This is a genomic window from Paenibacillus sp. FSL H7-0735 (assembly GCF_038008505.1).
GTDB classification, from domain to species: Bacteria; Bacillota; Bacilli; order Paenibacillales; family Paenibacillaceae; genus Paenibacillus_AQ; species Paenibacillus_AQ odorifer.
Genome location: NZ_JBBOZH010000001.1, coordinates 2,181,195 through 2,199,422 on the forward strand (window position 1 = coordinate 2,181,195; position 18,228 = coordinate 2,199,422).

Below are 18,228 nucleotides of genomic sequence, written 5' to 3' on the forward strand. Positions count from 1 at the left end.
TAAGTCCCCCTTATAGTGAAAAATGTTCCGTAATATATGTTTAAAATCTACTCAAGGCTATTTTTTTATGACTTGAATTTATGATTTACGAAATAGTTTCGTTACTTATTTTATAGTTCAATAAGATTATAGTCAATGGAATGTTTACTCTTAAACTAGGATTATGCTTGATATTAAAGGTTTTTTTGAATGATTGGTTCAAAAAACGTTCAAAAATGAACAATGAAAAAAGACTTTACAAAGACAAATAACGATGTAATAATGAAAACACCGAAACCGCTTTCTGTGATATCATCCTTACTGTTTCGTGATTTTCAGAAATTAGCATGTGGTTTCGTTAAAGGGTCATAACAAATTATCTGGGGGGTAACAAAATGGTAAAGAAGCTTTCTGCGGTATTGTTGAGCTCAGCGCTAGTGCTCTCATTAGCAGCATGTGGAAGCGGCAATAACAACGCGAATGGTGAGGCTACTCCGGGCAGCGGAACAAACAAGCCTGCATCTGGTGATAAGAAAGTGATTAAGATCTTACACTGGAAACAAGAGAATATTAACAAGGTCATTACAGAAATTAATAAAAAGTTTGAAGAAAAATATCCGGAATACAAAGTGGAGTACACAACCACTGGTCCGGATGATGAATTCAAACAAGCACAAAGAGCAAGAATTACAGCTGGTGACGTAGATGTACTTGCCGATCTATCCGGTATGAGATTGTCTCCGAAAGATTGGACACCAGGTGCGAAAGTGCCAGACTGGCAACAATGGATTGATTCCGGGCTGATTGCTGATCTGAGCGGCGAAGCTTTCGTTAAAAACTACAATGCGAATGATATTGCTAAAGCCGGCACTTATAAAGATAAAGTGTATGCAATCCCAACCGGTAAAGTAGCGATGTCAGGATTCTTCTATAATAAAGAAATTTTTGAACAAAACGGGCTGACTGTACCTACAACTTGGACAGAGTTCATTAGTGTTCTAGATACATTGAAAGCTAAGAGTATTGTTCCAATCGTAGTGGCTGGTAAGGATGTATGGCCTTTGAAATTGCCAGTGTTCGGTTTGCAAGCCAAGATTCTGGGTGGCGGCAACCAACAACAATGGATTGAAGGGGTTTGGAAGGGAACTTCGGCGTTTAACGATGCTGAGGCTGTAGAAGTATTGGAGAAAATGAAGACGCTTCAAGATAACTACATCATCGACGGTTTCTTGGGTATCGACTATGCAACAGCACCTTCGTTTTTCGCAACAGGAAAAGCAGCTATGATTGCTGACGGAACTTGGGATGCTCCTACGATCGCGGCAGCAAATCCAGATGTGAAATTTGGTTACTTCCCAATCCCAGCTACAGAAGATGCTGCTAAGAATAATTCTCTTGTAGGTAAATACGATGTAACTTGGTATGCAGCAGAAAAAGGCCCGAACAAAGAAGGCGCTTTGAAATGGCTGGAATTCTTCTCTGAACCAGAAAACTACACAGAATATGTTAAAGCAGCTGGATTCTTGCCTACACAAGACAATATTGCCACTGAAAGTGACTTTATTGACAAAGAACTTGCTCCATACATGACTGGAGATTTCGAACTTGCTTATGAAATTATGATGATTAACCGTGATAACGTTGGTGAGCACATTGCAGCTGAAGGCGTTCACACTGAATATTTGGCACCAGGTGGCGAGTTTAAAACCGCTAAAGAGCTTGCAGATGTACAACAAAAAGAATGGGAAGCAGCAGCACCTAAATAAGTAGCTATCCCGATAAATAAAAAGAATCTACAACATACTGTACACCAAACATGTTTTACAACTTCGGGGTCTGTTTTGTGCAGGCCCCGATCATTTTATTGAATTAGGATTGGGTAGGTGAGAGAAATGTATCCGTTCGGGAAAGGTATTAAACGATATATACCGCTTCTGCTGCTAATGATTCCATTATCATTGTATGTAATTTTCTATTTTGGCCCATCTATGATGACGGTTATCTATTCATTTACAGATATCACTAATGTTCCTGGAAGCAAGATGAGTTTTGTAGGCCTTGACAATTATTATGATGTATTTTACTCAGGAAATTCAGGCGAGCGTTGGGATTCCATTATACGTACTATTTATTTCATGGTCATTGTAACCATTGTACAGAACGGTGTCGGTCTGCTTATGGCCGTAGTTATCAATCAGAAGCTGAAAGGCGATTATTTCTATCGCGCGGTATTCTTTTTACCGGTTGTGCTTGGTGTAGCGGTAGTTGCACTGGTATGGGGCATGATGTTCGATCCGCTGAGTGGTCCGGTTAACCAACTGTATGATTCTTTGTTCGGTTATAAAGATATGTTCTTTGGAAGCTTCACTCATGCGTTCGGTTATATTATATTTACGCAAATTTGGATGTATATGGGTTATTCGATGTTGATTTTCCTTGCGGGACTACAATCCGTACCGAAAGATTTGTATGAGGCTGGATATATAGACGGAACTACGAAGTGGCAATCTTTTAAAAATATCACATTCCCACTTATCGCTCCATCCTTTACGATTAACATTATTTTGTCTATTATCGGTGCGATGTCCACCTTTGATATTATTCTCGCAACTACGGACGGTCGCTTTAACACAAGAACGATGGCATATGACGTTTATAAAGAGACGTTCCGTGGTTCTCTACAGATGGGACTTCCTTCCGCGCTTTCCGTGGTTCAATTCCTTATGATTCTGGTGTTTGTAGTATTTGCAGTGAAACAAATGCGTAAGAGAGAGGTGGAATATTAATGAAGGATTCCAAAACCGCCAAAACTCTCTCTTATATTCTGATTGCAGTGTTGCTTGTTTTGTATATCATGCCGTTGTTATTTGTAATCAATATTTCATTCAAGTCCTTTACAGAATATCTGTTAGATCCTATCGGTCTCGTAAAAAGTATTCAATGGGATAATTATAAAGAAGCTTGGCTACAGGGTAATTTCTCTAATTATTTCTTAAACAGTCTGCTGTATACAGCTGTGGCAACAGTGCTGACCCTAATTGTTTCGTTATTCGGGGCCTTCCCGGTGGCGAGAAATTATGTGAAGTGGAGCGGATTTATTTATTTGTTCTTCTTGATGTCTCAGTTCCTGCCGAATCCAATGGTCGCACAGTTCAAGCTGATGCTTACCATGAAACAGGAGCTAGGATTTGTAGGTTATGACACGAAGCTGGGTTACATTCTCCTTAAAACAGGCGGAACGGGTATCGTGTTCATGATGTTTGTAGGTTACATCAAAGGAATTAGCCGGGAGATGGATGAAGCAGCAGGTATGGATGGCGCTGGATATATGCGTTATTTGTTCCAGATCATCCTGCCACTTATGAAACCAGTAATTGCTACAGGTGTTATTCTAACAGCAATTAGTATCTGGAATGACTTCGTGGGGCCGGTCATGTATTTACCGAGTCCAGAAAACTATCCAATCACCTTCGGGCTTAAAGAATTCCGCGGTCAATACGGGAACAACTGGCCTATGTTGGCGTGCGGGATCATGATCGTATCTGCACCGCTTATCATCCTATACACCTTCATTCAAAAGTATATCGTTGACGGTGCATTGGCAGGTGCGGTTAAAGCTTAAGTAGTTGTGTAAATGAGAGGATGGAGAGAATGGATCGTAATAAAATTCATGGCTTCGAATTCACCGGAAATGATGGGGAATTCAGGCTTCAGCAACCGGATCGCAGCAGTTTTCTATATTTCCCTCTAGTGAATGAAGGGGGAATGATGTCGACGGTAACTCCAAAACTTCATGGTCAGGTTACCACAGGTCATAATACATTTTTGACACCGCCATTATCTGTTGAAGATTTGCATAATTCGCGGGCTTCCCGTAACTTCTGGGTATACGTAGAAGGCAAGGGAGCTTGGTCGGCAGTGGGGAACTCCGCTAAGCAAAATGCCGATTTCTATACATCGTCTACTGATGAAGCAGTACTAGAGGCTGGTTTCCTGTGGCAACGCGTAACGCGTTGTAACGCAGAGATGGGTGTTAAAGCTGAAATCACCAGCTTTGTGCCAAGCGGTAATGATAAGGTCGAACTAATGAAGGTTACGTTGACGAATACAATAGCAGAGGCTATTACGCTGACACCGACAGCGGTAGTTCCGATCTACGCGCGTTCGGCAGATGATCTGCGCGATCATAGACATGTAACCTCTTTGCTTAACCGGATCTATACTTCACCTTATGGTGTTGAGGTTCAGCCTGCGCTCTCCTTTGATGAGCGGGGACACCGCATCAATCACACTTCTTATGGAGTATTTGGTGCAGAGGGTGACGGCAGTCAACCTGCTGGTTTCTTTCCAGTGCAGGAGGAGTTCATTGGAGAAGGTGGAAGTCTGGATTGGCCAGAAGCTGTTATCCTGAACAACACGCCGGAGATTGGCAAGGGTGGAGGTGTACAAAGAGAGGGATATGAGGCTATCGGGGGTCTTCGTTACGAGGCGCTTAATCTGTCTCCTGGTGACAGCCATTCTTATATAGTAGTTATGGCGATCCATAATGAGAGAATTGACGTGGATGCCTTGATGAACAAATATGGTACATCTGAAGCTTTTGATCATTTGCTTGAGGAAACTAAAGCCTTCTGGGCAGATAAAGTGAATATGGTAGAATTTCATACCGGTGATTCAGATGCTGACCAATGGATGAAATGGGTTACGATTCAACCCGTGCTGAGAAGACTTTATGGTAACTCCTTCTTGCCTTATCATGATTATGGAAGGGGCGGACGTGGCTGGCGGGATCTTTGGCAGGATTGTCTAGCACTCCTTATTATGGAACCGGCTGAAGTACGCAGCTTACTGCTGAACAACTACGCCGGGGTAAGAATAGATGGTAGTAATGCCACTATTATCGGTCAACAGCCTGGTGAATTTATTGCCGACCGTAACAACATCCCGCGGGTGTGGATGGATCATGGAGCTTGGCCGTTCTTAACGACTATGTTATATCTGGATCAGAGTGGTGATCTTGATTTCTTATTGCAGGAACAGACGTATTTCCGCGATACCTTTATGAGTCGCTGTAAGGAACGCGATAATTCATGGGATACCTCGCTGGGAAGTGATCTCAGAACTACTTCTGGTGAGGTTTATAAAGGTACGATTCTGGAGCATATCCTACTGCAAAATCTGGTTCCGTTCTTTAATGTTGGAGAGCACAATAATATCCTGCTGGAGGGCGCAGACTGGAATGATGGTCTTGATATGGGCGCAGACCGGGGTGAGAGTGTAGCTTTCACAGCATTCTACGCAAGTAACTTATTGGATATTTCTCGTGTGCTGCGTACGCTAAAGACTTCTAAAGGGCAAGAGACAGTTGAATTGGCAGAAGAAATGAAACTATTGCTAGATTCGCTTGGTGATCAAGTGGATTATGAATCTGTATCAGGCAAGCATGAAAGACTTAATCAATATTATGCTGCCGCTCCGAACAAAGTCAGCGGTATTCGTGCAGCACTCGACATAGAGACAGTAGCGGACGATCTGGAACAAAAAGCAGAGTGGATCTTTAATCACTTGCGCCGCAATGAGTGGGTGGAAAGTGAACACGGTGGAGGCTGGTTTAACGGTTATTATAATAATGATGGAGAACAAGTGGAAGGGGAATTCGCAGAAGGCGTTCGAATGACGCTTACGGGTCAAGTATTCCCGCTGATGGGCCATGCAGCTGCGCCAGAGCAAATTCCGCATATCATTGCCGCCGTGGATCGTAATCTACTGGATGACAAAATTGGGTACAGACTTAATTCCCGTTTCGGAGGGATCCAGCAGAATCTGGGTCGTGCCTTTGGCTTTGCCTTTGGACATAAAGAGAACGGTGCTATGTTCAGTCACATGACCATCATGTATGGCAATGCATTGTATAAACGCGGATATGTGAAAGAAGGACATAAAGTATTAGAATCTCTGTATAGCTTAAGTACTGACTTTGCAAAAGCCCGCATATACCCAGGAATTCCTGAGTATATTAACGAGCAAGGCAGAGGGATGTATACGTATTTAACAGGATCAGCAAGCTGGCTGCTGTTAACTATGGTTACTGAAGTATTTGGTGTAAAAGGTAAGCTAGGTGATCTTTTGTTGCAACCGAAGCTTGTTAAAGAGCAGTTTGATTCCGAGGGAAAAGCCTCTATTAAGACAATCTTCGCGGATCGCGAGTTTGAAGTGGTCTATAAAGCCACAGGAAGCTTAAACTACGGGGAGTACCAAATACACTCTGTTACCCTGAATGGCAGCGAGGTGACGCTGCAGCGCGGCTCAGGAAGTGCGATTATTCCGCGTGAAGAGTTGCTCTCTCTGCAGACAGAGAAATGCCACTTGATTGAAGTGACATTGGCGTAGCTTTATACGATATTTTAAGACGTCTGCACCGTTATTCATAGCGGCTGCAGACGTTTTTTTCAATAATGAATATTTATTCATTGTAACAATGAACGAAAGGGCGCGTTAGGTATGGGTTGCAGACTGTCAAATGGCATATTAACTGTCGATATCGCTGATATCGGAGAGTATAAGGGCACTCGTTTTGACTGGACAGGATTTATTACACAGGTGACATTAGAAGAGGGGAAACATACGTTTTGTGTGCCGGAAAGCTTGAAGCCAGGCGAAGGAACTGGAGGCAAGGGGCTTTGTAATGAGTTTGGCATTTCCCGGGCAATTGGATATGATGAAGCGCCAATCGGAGGCTGGTTTCCAAAAATCGGAGTCGGATTGTTACAAAAAGGAAATTCCCCATTATACAGCTTCAATGAGGAGTTCCCTTTAACCTCTTTTAGTAAGGATGTCGAAGCAGGGAATGATGCGGTCACATATACGATCCACCCAATGGAAAGCAACGGATATGCTGTGCAGCTAACCAAAACGATTTCTTTACAGGGGGATCAATTAACAATTGCATATGAATTGCATAACAAAGGTCAAAAGCCTTTCCATACGGAGGAATATATTCACAATTTCATCGGAATCGATGGGTTGAATATTGGGCAGGATTTTGAACTGCGTCTTCCGAGGGAACTCAAGGTAGTAGAACCAGAATCCTCCTATACGAAAGAATTGCTAGAGGTATCCGGGAATACTCTTACTTGGTCAAAGGAACCGGATAAACCCTTTTATTGCAAGTTGAGCGGTTGGGAAGGTCAGGAAAATGAGTTCACCTGGGAGTTGGTTCATAAGCCTAGTGGAACGGGCGTGCGAGAGAGTGGGGACTTTCCAGTAGAACGTATGGCCCTGTGGGGAGAAGGTCATGTAGTCTCTCCTGAAGTATTTGTGAACATTAGTCTTTTACCGCGTCAAAGCAAGAGCTGGCGCCGATCTTACCGGTTTTTCACTGCGAAATGAGTACCGTCTTAACCTTTTATGTGAATAATTATACTTGCTGGTGCGGGAGAATATTGCTATCATAACCATATCCATATTGATAGGAGAGAAAGGGTGGGGAGCAGTTTTGAATAAGAGAGCATACAATTTTAATGCCGGACCGGCAGCATTGCCGCTTACGGTACTGGAACGCGCACAAGCGGAGTTTGTTGATTTCCGGGAAAGTGGAATGTCTATCATGGAGATGTCGCACCGTGGTGCAATTTACGAATCCGTGCATAATGAAGCGCAGGAACGTCTGCTTTCGCTCCTCGGCAATCCGAAGGGCTATAAGGTATTGTTCGTACAAGGCGGAGCAAGCACACAGTTTGCAATGATCCCTATGAACTTGATTTCCGAAGGCCAAGTAGGTAGCTATGTAATGACAGGTAGCTGGGCGGATAAAGCTTATAAAGAAGCCAAATTGGTAGGAGGCGCTCATGTTGCTGCTTCTTCCGAAGATAAGAAATTCTTGGCTATACCTGAATTAAGTTCGATCAAAGCTGCGGAGAATGCTGCTTACCTTCATGTTACTTCCAACGAGACCATTGAAGGAACGCAATATGCAGAATTTCCGGATGCAGGCTCGATTCCGTTAATCGCGGATATGTCTAGTGATATACTTTGCCGTCCAATCGATGTGAACCAATTCGGAATGATCTATGCCGGAGCACAAAAGAACCTTGGACCTTCAGGCGTGACTGTAGTTATCGCGAAAGAAGAATTGCTTGCAGAATCACCTTCTAACATTCCTACTATCATGCGTTACAGCACTCATTATAAGAATAACTCTCTTTACAATACACCTCCATCTTTCTCTGTATATATGGTGAACGAAGTATTAAAATGGATTGAGGAGCAAGGCGGCTTAGCTGGCATCCATTCCAAGAACCTTGAAAAATCGGGTCTGTTATATGATCACATCGATGGAAGTGACGGTTTCTACCGTGGCGTTGCAGAACAAGGCAGCCGCTCTATTATGAACGTTACTTTCCGGATGCAATCAGAAGAACTCGAAAAGCAGTTTGTCAAAGCTGCTGAACTGGAAGGTTTTGTCGGCTTAAAGGGTCACCGCAGTGTTGGGGGCTTGCGTGCTTCCATCTACAATGCAGTTCCTTACGAAAGTGTAAAAGCACTGTCCGATTTCATGAACCATTTCCGGCAAACTCAAGGTTAATGAATTCTATCTATAACCTTCCGCCTTCTTGGTGGAAGGTTTTCAGTTTGTTTGGAGAAGCTATGGTTAGGCACTAGAGTAAAACATCTGGCTATTAAGCCTTTAGAGAGGAAGGAACCATATAATGGCACTCCATATCGTATTAGTCGAGCCGGAAATTCCGGCCAATACTGGCAACATTGCGCGTACTTGCGCCGCTACAGGCACTCATCTTCACTTGGTTCGTCCACTCGGATTCCGTACAGACGATGCTACATTAAAAAGAGCAGGATTAGACTATTGGCATGCTGTTACTATTGAATATCACGACTCCTTTGCTGAGGTTTTGGAGAAATATAACGAGGGGCGTTTCTTTTACGCAACGACGAAAGCAGAGAAAAGATACAGTGACTTTGAGTTCCAAGATGGCGATTTTTTTGTTTTTGGCAAGGAAACGAAGGGGCTTTCTGCAGAGATTCTAGAAGCAGGTAAAGAAACAAAAATGCGCATGCCAATGAGTGATGCTGTGAGATCTCTGAATTTATCCAATTCGGCAGCTATTATTGTGTACGAGGCGCTTCGACAATTGGATTTTCCTAATCTTATTTAAAAAAAGACAAATTTTTTATTTTTTTCAGCAGGATTCGACAATTAGGTAACGAAATATATTGAAAGAGCCGAAATAAGTAGTAGCTACTAAATAATTTTTCTTGAACAGGAGAGGTGTACGTTAGTTATGAAACCTGCTGGTGTAGTTCGCAAAGTGGATCAGTTGGGTAGAATTGTTCTGCCTAAGTCCCTGCGTAAAAGGTATCAGATGAATGAAGGCGACCCGGTTGAAATTTTGGTACAGGGTGACCATATCATCTTGGAGCGTTACCGTCCAAAATGTGTTTTCTGTGGATCAATGGATGGTGTAAGCGAATATAAAGATCGTTATATTTGTTCTGCATGCCTTTCGGAAATGACTCAATTGCCAAGACATGCCTAAGAAGTACATATTTTGAATTTTGACAGCCAAGAGCTTATAAAAAAACTGTCCTCTTCGTAGAACTCTTCTACTTGGGGGCAGTTTTTTTATGTATACGAAAAATGCCCCCGCACCAAGTGGCTGCAGGGACATATCGGCTTTATAGGCCTTTTGTTTTGTCGTCGTTGTAAGATGAGGTAAGGATGCCGACCGTAAATAACACAAATACGAACATTACGATCCAAAAGGTTAATGAGAACGACATACTGGCACCTCCAATAGCGAATGTATTCGTTATCAAGATTATAACCTGCAATTTAATAAAAATAAACGCAAATGTGATATGTTACATAGACAATTTACTATATTATTTAAAAAACAGGAAATTCGTTGGCACAGCTCTTAGATTTCCATCGGATGGTTTATTGATAACTCTTCCGTTAAAGATCAATGAGGAAGAGCCACCACCATCTAAATTATAAGCATCTACGAGGCCCATATTCGATAATTTGTTCTGAATCTCCTCCAGCTGTGCACCAGAGCTGCCATACTCATTATATCCATCTGCTACAAAAAGCAGGATCTGATCATCTTTATATTTGCCGATCACGGTACGTGGTGCCCGATTAGGGGATGTTTTCCACTTTTCGGGTATGGGTGTTTTAATGTTGTTTTTAAGGAGGACAGGCACAAAGGTGGCGCCGAATACCGGATCTAGCTGATCTAATTGTGCGCGACTGTAGAATTTCCCGCCGATTAATTGCCCGGATTTGTTCAGCCCAACAAAACTTAGGTCCTTGTACGTTGGCTCAAAACCGTATAAATACTTTCCATCCACTACAGTTGTGCTTAAGGGATAACGTTTTCCGGATTGATCTGCAAAGCCGCCCGCATTAATACCAGCAATGGCACCATTACGCTGTACGGCATGCATAGTAGTTTCCGCACCGGAGGCTGTCTCCGCCAAGCTCATCTTCATAGCGGTCGGGTCCTTCAATTTGATTTTCAACGCATAAGCTTTGTAGTTTCCTGGATTCAATCGATATAACTCAACTCTTATACGGTCGCTGGTAACAATCTCTGAAGGTATACCAAGCTTGGCTGAAATCCTGCGGTTATAGATCAGTTCAGGCCGGTTCGCCTGAGTCTTTGCTGTTTCGACCAGCTTATTCATCGTAGTGGTAGTCTCTTTATATAGCTTGGCACTAGCGCTGACAGCATCAATGGTGTAAGCTGCGGAGGCCTCTGCCAGAGTCAGCTCTTTTTTTAAGGAAGCTGTTTCATTCACTGGCCCAGCGCTTGGTGTGAATTGTCCTACATCAAGGTTTAGCTGTAGCGGTGGTCGATACCACGACATACATATAAACAAGCCTATGAACGGTGCAGTTAGAAGCATGAAGAAGCGATTTACTCTTTTGACTGGCGTCATCATTTGATCAGATCCATTTCTTTCTTCAAAGCTTCTAACTGTTTGCTTACCTCACTCAATTGCGTATATAGCTTGTTGCTGTTATCTGTCTTGGCACTAGCATTATCTTTAGTGAAGGTTAATAGTTCGTTAAAGCTTTGCACTGTATTCTGCAATTCCTTCACTTCTTCAGAGAGAACGGCAATTTTTGCTTCATAGTCGGTCTTTAAAACGGTAAGCTGCTGCTGGCTCTGAGTACTAAGTTCGGTTAGCACTTGTTGCTTCAGATGGTTCGTGTAGCTGTATACAGCATATACGCCGAGTCCGATCATCATAATCCAGAACAGTAAAAACCATTTTACGGAAGGGCCGTTTCTCGCAGTAGTAGAGCGCGAGCGTACCGGGGACGTTTCCGCTAGCGGTTGCATTTTATCACCTCGGGTTGGTCTTTTTTTCAAGTCCCCATTCTATCAGACTTTGACAAGATTCGCAAAAATGTAAGAGAGTATGAAAACTAGAAAAAGTAATTGCATCCTATTAAACTACTGCGATACAATTTCTATAGATTGGAATTCTGATAGACGTACACAAGGTAACCAGCTAGAGATTATACAGACAAGTCATCATACAGCCTTGCTTGCGTTTTAACCGGAAACGCTGCGGCGCTTTCCTTTCTAGATGATTATATATAGAGCAGGGGGTCAGGGCATTAATGATGAAGGTTTGGCAGGTGGTCATTGTGGGGTGTCATCCTACAAGTATGCTGGGGACAAAATTGATTTTGGAAGAGGAAGAGGGGCTTAAGGTTCTGGGAATGTATTCCACTTGGGACGAAGGCGCTACCATCGTAAGGGAAAAAAATCCCGAGCTAGTGCTAGTAGATTATCATATGCCTGAGGGGAATATTGAGAGTGTGCTGTTAAATATGAAAAAAAGCTCACCAAACTCACATTTTGTCGTGATGACAGACGAAGACGGGCGAGAACTGCTTCAGCCCCTCGTAGAACTAGGAGCCAGCGGGATATTCTCGAAGGGAGCTTCTCCCCGTCAGCTTTTACAGCTGATCCTGGGTTTACGGGAGGGTTTTCTTTCAATGCCGTTGGAATGGATTGAAAAAGGAGCTTGGCCGATTTCGACATTTAAAGGATTAGATGATGTTCTGCAACTGACGGAGACAGAGATGTTTATCATGGAGCGAATCGTTCAAGGGATTACCTACGATAAAATTGCGCTTGAAATTGCGGTAAGCCGTCGGTCCATTGATAATTATTTGCGCAAAATCTATGTAAAGCTCGATGTTTCGACCCGGGCACAAGCGATTGAGAAATTCGCGCTCTTCTCAAGACAAAACAGGCAAATCTACGCCTAACCCACGCTTTACGACATAATGACGTATGGGGTGGAATATTCTTGGAGTAGAAGTAAGAATATCATGTTGAATGGGTAACCATCCCATCCTTGGATGAGGATGACGAAGCCGTTTCTACTTGGTAACAGGGAAGGGGGATTTCGCATGATTTACGAATTTTCTGCTCGCGCACACACATTGTTGTCGTCATCGCTTCTTAGTATCCGCACCCAAACACGGAGAAGCTCCATGATATCGCTAGCTGAAGAATTACCAGCGGAAGAACTATTCCCATTGTCACTGCTTGCTGAAGCAGCATCTACGGTGATTTCAGCAGATGCGGGAGCACTGCAATATGGTGATCCTGCAGGGTACGGACCGCTTCGGGAGTGGCTTGCTGGGGATTGGCTTAAAGAAAAAGGGGTAAATGTTGTTGAGGGTGGAGTTCTGCTAACAACGGGTAGCCAGCAAGCCATTGATTTGTTGTCGCGGGTGTATATTGATCCAGGAGATCGTGTATTAGTAGAAAATCCGACCTCTCCAGGATTTTTGCAGACTCTTCGGATGCAGGGGGCCGTTATTATTCCTGTACAGGGTGATTTGGACGGGCTTGATCCGGAGCATTTGCGGAGCCAGATCGAGCTGCATAAGCCGAAAATGCTGTTCGCAACCCCTAGCTTTACTAATCCAAGCGGCATTTTATGGAGTTTGGAGAGACGCCGCGCAGTATTGGATTTATGTATCGCATATAACATCTTGATTGTGGAAGATGATTCTTATGGGGATTTGCACTTCCAGAAGCAGGGTGAACAAAAGGCTAAAAGATATCCGTCTTTGTATGCACTGGAAAATATCAGCGATGGCGGACATGTGCTTTATATCGGTTCGTTCAGCAAGACCGTTGCGCCCGCGCTGCGGACGGGCTGGGCGGCAGGCAGCCGAGTCTTGATCAGAATGATGTCTGCGGCTAAGCAGATGGCCGATTGGCAGTCGAGCGCATTAAATCAGCGGCTGCTGCATCATTTATTGGATGTGTCTGCGTTTGATCTGCGTGAGCATATCGCGCAGCTGAATCGAGAGTATAACACCCGTCTGAAGCTTATGGTGGAATTGCTCAAGCGGCCTGCTTGGAAGGGCAGCTCCTATGATCTTCCATCAGGAGGCATGTTCCTGTGGGTCGCACCACCAGAGGGAATGGATGTTATGGCGTTGCTCAAATGTGCGCTAGGTAAGGGAGTGGCTTTTTTGCCAGGTCCGTTATGTAGTGTAGATGGAGTCAGCAATCACCTTCGCCTTAACTTTAGCCATCCCGGCCGGGATGAGCTGCTGCTTGGCATGAACCTGATGAGCGAAGCGGTTAAGGAGTTCACAGCCCGGAGTTAGGTAGTGGAATGAAAGTTGTGGATGAAATGATGGAAATGATGAAAACACAAGACACTCTTAGAGCTAAAACACGGACAGAATTACAAGTCGGGCAAGACGAAGTGCATGATGTGAGATTAATTAGGGAAATCCTCCCTAAAACTGGTCGATTTGAACTCTAAAATGGACTGTTTAGGGAATTTCTCCCTAAAAAATCAAGGGATACCCCGTTTTAGGGGTAAATCTGGCGAAAATCAGGGAGTAATTCCCTAAAATGCGGTTTTTAGCGTGTGAATCGAAGAATATTAGGGAGGATTTCCCTAATAACTTAGTGTGCCTTTTTCGGAATGGTGTTTTTAAAGCTTATTTTGCTTTGAATGATTTAGTATTAGTGGATGTTGAATGTAGCATAGGGGTTCTAATGTGAATAAATCAGCAAGAGTAGCATGTTTAAGCAAGAGTAGAGAAAATAGTAATTAATAAATAGCGCTCGTGTTCGAAGATTGTAAATAAGTTAGTTAAGTACAGTCAAGTAGAGCTGGATGAGGTACGCAGAGATATGAACGTGGTAAGAGTGAAATGCAAACGTGGTATGAATGAGTTACTAATGTGATGAGAGTGATTTACGAACGTGGGAAAAGCGAGTTACGCACGCGGTAAGAATGAAATACGAATGTGGTACGTATGAGATAGAGCGTGGTACGAACGAGATTCTAGTATGTTAAGAATGCAGTCTGAATGTGATACGTATGAGATACTCATGAGATATGTGTGAAATAAGACATGATACGGATGAGATACTAGTGTATTAAAAATGTAATCTAAATGTGATATGAGTATAGTAAGAACGTGGTACGCACCAGATACTAATGTGTTATGTGTAAGATAAGAACATGGAATGTACAGAGATAAGATTCAAATAAGATTAGACATACGAAAAAGCATCCCGTAGTTGGGATGCTTTTTGGCGTTATTTAATATGTTATGTGTGCATCAGAATAATAAGTTTAAAGTCTGAGTAAATGATTAGAACCGAGGTAAAAGATTAGAACCCGACTAAAAGAGGTGCTCGATTGATGTACTGTCCAGGTTAGGTTAGCTAATTACTGGGATGATTGCTGTTATTGGGTACGCCGCTTGTTATCGCGGCATATTCAACCAGCGCCGCATGACCGGCTGGGGTTAGGGTATAACGCCCACGGCTTACCCGGTGAAACCAGCCGTAGTAGTTGTTCTGAAGCATAGCGGCGGCGGTGGGTACGCCGCTACGCTTCCGCAGCTCGGCCGGAGTGATGCCGGCTGAGCGGGGAGCGCTTCCTGCGGCCAATACGGCCGCTGGAAGCGTGCTTGAGGCAGCGCTAGGGGCACCGCTTCGCGTGCCTGCCGCCGCTGCCTCCCGTGCTGCCGCGTCCCCGGCAGCACGGCTCTCCGGCGCTGAGCTCAGCGCCGGAACCTGTTCAGCGGTGCCCGCCGCTGAACGTTTGGCAGCTGCGAGCGAAGCCTTCGCAGCTGCCTTCTCTGCAGCGGCGGCGGCGTCCGCCTCCGCTGCTTGCAGAGAAAGCGCGACACGCAGCGCTTTCTCACGGTAGGCCGTCACGAGCTTGACGCGCGTGCTGCCGCCGGTGTTGTAGTCTCCGCTGCGCTCGCGGAACTCATAGAGTAGGCGCTCGCGCCGCCGCTTGTTGCTGCGCTGCGCAGGCGGCTTCTCGTCTGGCTCTACAAGCACCTCGACCAGCGGTGCTTTGGTCTTATAAAAGATAACGGTGATCAACCCAAGACCGAGCCGGCGGCATAACCCGCTAAGCTCGCCCCAGCGCTGGTTCACCGCACCTTTTTTATCACGGACACGTTCCACTGCGAGATAGACGATGGGACTGAGCTTCAACCGTTCTACCCCTTGCAGCAGCAAGGCGAGATTGAATGATTTTTTCATCTCCACGATCAGAGGATGCTCAACGTCCTCCCGAATCCCCACCAAATCGCAGGTCCGGACCTCACCTTTGATGCTGTAACCCTGCTTTTCAAAAAAAATCTTCAAAGGAGCGTACAGCTCCGTTTCATGTCGTACCGCCATCTTGTCACTCCCGTAGGCCTTTATTTTCGGGTTTCTCAATAAGGTTTTACAGCCATTTTCTGATTCTCTATTATAGCACAGTAAAAAAGAGGTCAACTATTCCGCGCTTGCCGCATAGGTATGTAATACACTTTTTAACGCTATAGGAGAGCAAGTAGAAGAGCAAGTAGGAGCGCAAGAGGAGGCAGCGAGCAATGGACATTTTTGAGCGTATAGCTTCGTATCGGGCTGAGAACGACCGGTTGGCGTGGAGCGGCACCTTCAAGCAGTATATAGAACTGTTGAGAAAAGACCCCTCTCCCGCAAAAACCGCTCACTCCCGCGTTTATGACATGATTAAGTCGCACGGCGTAGAGGACATAAACGGACGCAAACGGTATAAGTTTTTTGAACAGGAGATTTTTGGACTTGATCGTGCAGTCGAAAAGTTGGTCGAGGAATATTTTCACTCTGCAGCACGTCGGCTTGATGTTCGCAAACGGATTTTGTTATTGATGGGACCTGTCAGTGGGGGGAAATCGACCCTGGTCACGCTGCTTAAACGTGGTTTGGAACAGTACTCGCGGACAGATGCGGGTGCGGTATACGCAATAGAAGGCTGCCCGATGCATGAGGACCCGCTGCATTTGATCCCGCTGGAGCTCCGTCCGGAGATTGAGAAGGAACTTGGTGTACGTATTGAGGGCAACTTGTGCCCATCCTGCCAGATGCGTCTGAGAAATGATTATGCTGGTGACATTGAGCAGGTTAAGGTGACGCGTGTTATTTTGTCAGAAGAAGAGCGGGTAGGGATTGGTACCTTTAGTCCATCTGATCCGAAGTCTCAGGATATCGCTGATTTGACAGGAAGTATTGATTTTTCGACCATTACTGAATTTGGTTCGGAATCTGATCCGCGTGCCTACCGTTTTGATGGTGAGTTGAACAAGGCTAACCGTGGGCTGATGGAATTTCAGGAAATGCTCAAATGCGACGAAAAGTTTTTATGGAACCTGCTGTCACTGACGCAAGAAGGCAATTTCAAGGCTGGCCGCTTCGCGTTGATAAGTGCGGACGAAATGATAATTGCTCATACAAATGAAACCGAGTATAAGTCGTTTATTTCTAATAAAAAGAATGAAGCGCTCCAGTCCCGTATGATTGTTATGCCTGTTCCGTATAACCTCAGAGTTTCGGAAGAGGAAAAAATCTACGCGAAGCTGATCGCCCAGAGTGATATGAGTCATGTGCATATTGCGCCACATGCGCTGCGTGCCGCCGCTATTTTTTCCATCCTAACCCGTCTTAAAGAAAGCAAAAAACAAGGTATGGATCTGATCAAAAAGCTGCGGATGTACGATGGTGAAGAGGTCGAGGGCTATAAAGAGGCCGATCTTAAGGAGATGCAAACGGAGTATTTAGATGAGGGCATGTCCGGAATTGATCCGCGTTATGTTATCAACCGCATTTCCAGCGCTCTGATCAAAGGAGATCTGCAGTGCATGAACGCACTGGATGTCCTGCGGGCGATAAAGGATGGCCTGGATCAGCATCCATCGATTACAAAAGAGGAGCGGGAGCGTTATCTGAACTTCATCTCCATTGCCCGCAAGGAATATGATATTTTAGCGAAAAGCGAAGTACAAAAGGCATTTGTCTACTCCTTTGAGGAATCTGCGAAGACACTTTTTGAGAATTATCTAGATAATATCGAAGCCTTCTGCAATTGGTCGAAAATTCGTGATCCGCTGACGGATGAGGAAATGGAGCCGGATGAGCGGTTAATGCGTTCGATTGAAGAGCAAATTGGTATCTCTGAGAATGCAAAAAAAGCGTTCCGTGAAGAGATCCTGATCCGGATTTCCGCGTATTCACGCAAAGGGAAGAAATTCGAGTACAACAACCACGACCGCCTGCGGGAAGCGATTGAGAAAAAGCTGTTCACAGACCTCAAAGATATCGTCAAAATCACCACCTCGTCCAAAACACCTGATGAAAGTCAGCTCAAACGAATCAATGAGGTATGCGCCAGACTTATTGATGGACATCACTACTGCCCAATCTGCGCCAACGAGCTGCTGAAATACGTGGGAAGTCTGCTAAACCGTTAAAAAGAGTTCATTTATGCGGGGTGTTCCAAAAGCCATGAAAATGGCTGTGGAGCACTCTTTTTTTGTCCTTCCATGTTTTACTGCCTCCTTTTACCCTCCTAATGTTGATCTAAACGCCGCCACCCATCTGACTAATTTGGCTGTTGTGCGTAGGAAGTTGCTAAAGGACACAGGAGACCCTAAACGTAGATTTTGAGCATCTTTAGCAGGCTATTGGACCCTATGGTCGCTATTAGCAGGAAAAACCTAAATATGAGCCGTTTTTTGAGTAATAGCTGCACTGGAGTCCGAAACTCCGCTCAAAAGGCGATATTTTGGAAAATAACGTCATCTGGGTCCTTTAGTCAGTCGTAGGGAGCAACTGAAGTGTAAGTAGGTTACGTGAATCCAGCGTTGTCTACTTCGAGGCTTACCCAAAATGATGGCGGCCAAGA

At 44.6% G+C, this 18,228-nt stretch carries 15 protein-coding genes; 12 read left to right on the forward strand and 3 right to left on the reverse strand.

Translation table 11 applies throughout. The features are described 5' to 3' along the window. Window positions 1-374: 374 nt before the first annotated feature. From NSS82_RS09685 to NSS82_RS09720, 8 genes are all read left to right on the forward strand, one after another. Window positions 375-1,745 carry an ABC transporter substrate-binding protein gene (locus NSS82_RS09685; protein ID WP_036684451.1) on the forward strand — a complete coding sequence of 457 codons (1,371 nt, stop codon included), beginning with the start codon at window positions 375-377 and terminating at the stop codon, window positions 1,743-1,745. A gap of 126 nt (window positions 1,746-1,871) precedes the next feature. Beyond that, window positions 1,872-2,765: a carbohydrate ABC transporter permease gene (locus tag NSS82_RS09690; RefSeq protein ID WP_036684449.1), complete on the forward strand. Its 894-nt coding sequence runs from the start codon at window positions 1,872-1,874 to the stop codon at window positions 2,763-2,765. Continuing rightward, window positions 2,765-3,601 (forward strand): carbohydrate ABC transporter permease, encoded by an 837-nt coding sequence (locus tag NSS82_RS09695; protein ID WP_076271939.1) that lies wholly within the window; start codon window positions 2,765-2,767, stop codon window positions 3,599-3,601. Before NSS82_RS09690 ends, NSS82_RS09695 begins: the two co-directional genes overlap by 1 nt. 29 nt (window positions 3,602-3,630) lie before the next feature. Then, window positions 3,631-6,369, forward strand: coding sequence for a GH36-type glycosyl hydrolase domain-containing protein (locus NSS82_RS09700; RefSeq protein ID WP_076271940.1), 2,739 nt, complete (start codon window positions 3,631-3,633; stop codon window positions 6,367-6,369). 111 nt (window positions 6,370-6,480) lie between these two features. Further along, window positions 6,481-7,368 (forward strand): hypothetical protein, encoded by an 888-nt coding sequence (locus NSS82_RS09705; protein ID WP_036684443.1) that lies wholly within the window; start codon window positions 6,481-6,483, stop codon window positions 7,366-7,368. Window positions 7,369-7,474: 106 nt separating this feature from the next. After that, window positions 7,475-8,563: a 3-phosphoserine/phosphohydroxythreonine transaminase gene (gene serC, locus NSS82_RS09710; protein ID WP_036684441.1), complete on the forward strand. Its 1,089-nt coding sequence runs from the start codon at window positions 7,475-7,477 to the stop codon at window positions 8,561-8,563. Window positions 8,564-8,687: 124 nt separating this feature from the next. Further along, window positions 8,688-9,152, forward strand: coding sequence for a tRNA (uridine(34)/cytosine(34)/5-carboxymethylaminomethyluridine(34)-2'-O)-methyltransferase TrmL (gene trmL, locus NSS82_RS09715; RefSeq protein WP_036684439.1), 465 nt, complete (start codon window positions 8,688-8,690; stop codon window positions 9,150-9,152). Window positions 9,153-9,278: 126 nt separating this feature from the next. Beyond that, window positions 9,279-9,533: an AbrB/MazE/SpoVT family DNA-binding domain-containing protein gene (locus NSS82_RS09720; RefSeq protein WP_036684437.1), complete on the forward strand. Its 255-nt coding sequence runs from the start codon at window positions 9,279-9,281 to the stop codon at window positions 9,531-9,533. Between the two features lie 346 nt (window positions 9,534-9,879). On the opposite strand, the gene NSS82_RS09725 is transcribed toward NSS82_RS09720, so the two are convergent. Beyond that, window positions 9,880-10,944 carry a phosphodiester glycosidase family protein gene (locus NSS82_RS09725; RefSeq protein ID WP_143761214.1) on the reverse strand — a complete coding sequence of 355 codons (1,065 nt, stop codon included), beginning with the start codon at window positions 10,942-10,944 and terminating at the stop codon, window positions 9,880-9,882. After that, entirely contained in the window at window positions 10,941-11,348 is a 408-nt protein-coding gene (locus NSS82_RS09730) for a hypothetical protein (RefSeq protein ID WP_036684435.1), read from the reverse strand. Before NSS82_RS09730 ends, NSS82_RS09725 begins: the two co-directional genes overlap by 4 nt. 284 nt (window positions 11,349-11,632) lie before the next feature. Between NSS82_RS09730 and NSS82_RS09735 the strand changes: the two genes are divergently transcribed. The 3 genes from NSS82_RS09735 (at window position 11,633) to NSS82_RS09745 (ending at window position 13,812) form a co-directional block, all read left to right on the forward strand. After that, a complete protein-coding gene (locus tag NSS82_RS09735; RefSeq protein ID WP_036684433.1) occupies window positions 11,633-12,289 on the forward strand; it encodes a response regulator transcription factor in 657 nt (218 codons plus the stop codon). A gap of 144 nt (window positions 12,290-12,433) precedes the next feature. After that, window positions 12,434-13,651 carry an aminotransferase-like domain-containing protein gene (locus NSS82_RS09740; protein WP_076103987.1) on the forward strand — a complete coding sequence of 406 codons (1,218 nt, stop codon included), beginning with the start codon at window positions 12,434-12,436 and terminating at the stop codon, window positions 13,649-13,651. Window positions 13,652-13,659: 8 nt separating this feature from the next. Beyond that, a complete protein-coding gene (locus tag NSS82_RS09745) occupies window positions 13,660-13,812 on the forward strand; it encodes a hypothetical protein (protein WP_155986577.1) in 153 nt (50 codons plus the stop codon). A 917-nt stretch (window positions 13,813-14,729) separates the two neighbouring features. On the opposite strand, the gene NSS82_RS09750 is transcribed toward NSS82_RS09745, so the two are convergent. Then, complete coding sequence (locus tag NSS82_RS09750; protein WP_051491337.1) at window positions 14,730-15,704, reverse strand: DUF2161 family putative PD-(D/E)XK-type phosphodiesterase; 975 nt, start codon at window positions 15,702-15,704, stop codon at window positions 14,730-14,732. Window positions 15,705-15,898: 194 nt separating this feature from the next. On the opposite strand from NSS82_RS09750, the gene NSS82_RS09755 reads away from it, so the two are divergent. Beyond that, on the forward strand, window positions 15,899-17,794 hold the full coding sequence (locus NSS82_RS09755) for a PrkA family serine protein kinase (protein WP_036684429.1): 1,896 nt from the start codon (window positions 15,899-15,901) through the stop codon (window positions 17,792-17,794). The last annotated feature ends 434 nt before the right edge of the window (window positions 17,795-18,228 follow it).

Coding starts and splice junctions, on each gene's coding strand:
- NSS82_RS09685 (WP_036684451.1), top strand. CDS start 375: ATGGTAAAGAAGCTTTCTGCGGTATTGTTGAGCTCAGCGCTAGTGCTC.
- NSS82_RS09690 (WP_036684449.1), top strand. CDS start 1,872: ATGTATCCGTTCGGGAAAGGTATTAAACGATATATACCGCTTCTGCTG.
- NSS82_RS09695 (WP_076271939.1), top strand. CDS start 2,765: ATGAAGGATTCCAAAACCGCCAAAACTCTCTCTTATATTCTGATTGCA.
- NSS82_RS09700 (WP_076271940.1), top strand. CDS start 3,631: ATGGATCGTAATAAAATTCATGGCTTCGAATTCACCGGAAATGATGGG.
- NSS82_RS09705 (WP_036684443.1), top strand. CDS start 6,481: ATGGGTTGCAGACTGTCAAATGGCATATTAACTGTCGATATCGCTGAT.
- trmL (WP_036684439.1), top strand. CDS start 8,688: ATGGCACTCCATATCGTATTAGTCGAGCCGGAAATTCCGGCCAATACT.
- NSS82_RS09720 (WP_036684437.1), top strand. CDS start 9,279: ATGAAACCTGCTGGTGTAGTTCGCAAAGTGGATCAGTTGGGTAGAATT.
- NSS82_RS09725 (WP_143761214.1), bottom strand. CDS start 10,944: ATGATGACGCCAGTCAAAAGAGTAAATCGCTTCTTCATGCTTCTAACT.
- NSS82_RS09730 (WP_036684435.1), bottom strand. CDS start 11,348: ATGCAACCGCTAGCGGAAACGTCCCCGGTACGCTCGCGCTCTACTACT.
- NSS82_RS09735 (WP_036684433.1), top strand. CDS start 11,633: ATGATGAAGGTTTGGCAGGTGGTCATTGTGGGGTGTCATCCTACAAGT.
- NSS82_RS09740 (WP_076103987.1), top strand. CDS start 12,434: ATGATTTACGAATTTTCTGCTCGCGCACACACATTGTTGTCGTCATCG.
- NSS82_RS09745 (WP_155986577.1), top strand. CDS start 13,660: ATGAAAGTTGTGGATGAAATGATGGAAATGATGAAAACACAAGACACT.
- NSS82_RS09750 (WP_051491337.1), bottom strand. CDS start 15,704: ATGGCGGTACGACATGAAACGGAGCTGTACGCTCCTTTGAAGATTTTT.
- NSS82_RS09755 (WP_036684429.1), top strand. CDS start 15,899: ATGGACATTTTTGAGCGTATAGCTTCGTATCGGGCTGAGAACGACCGG.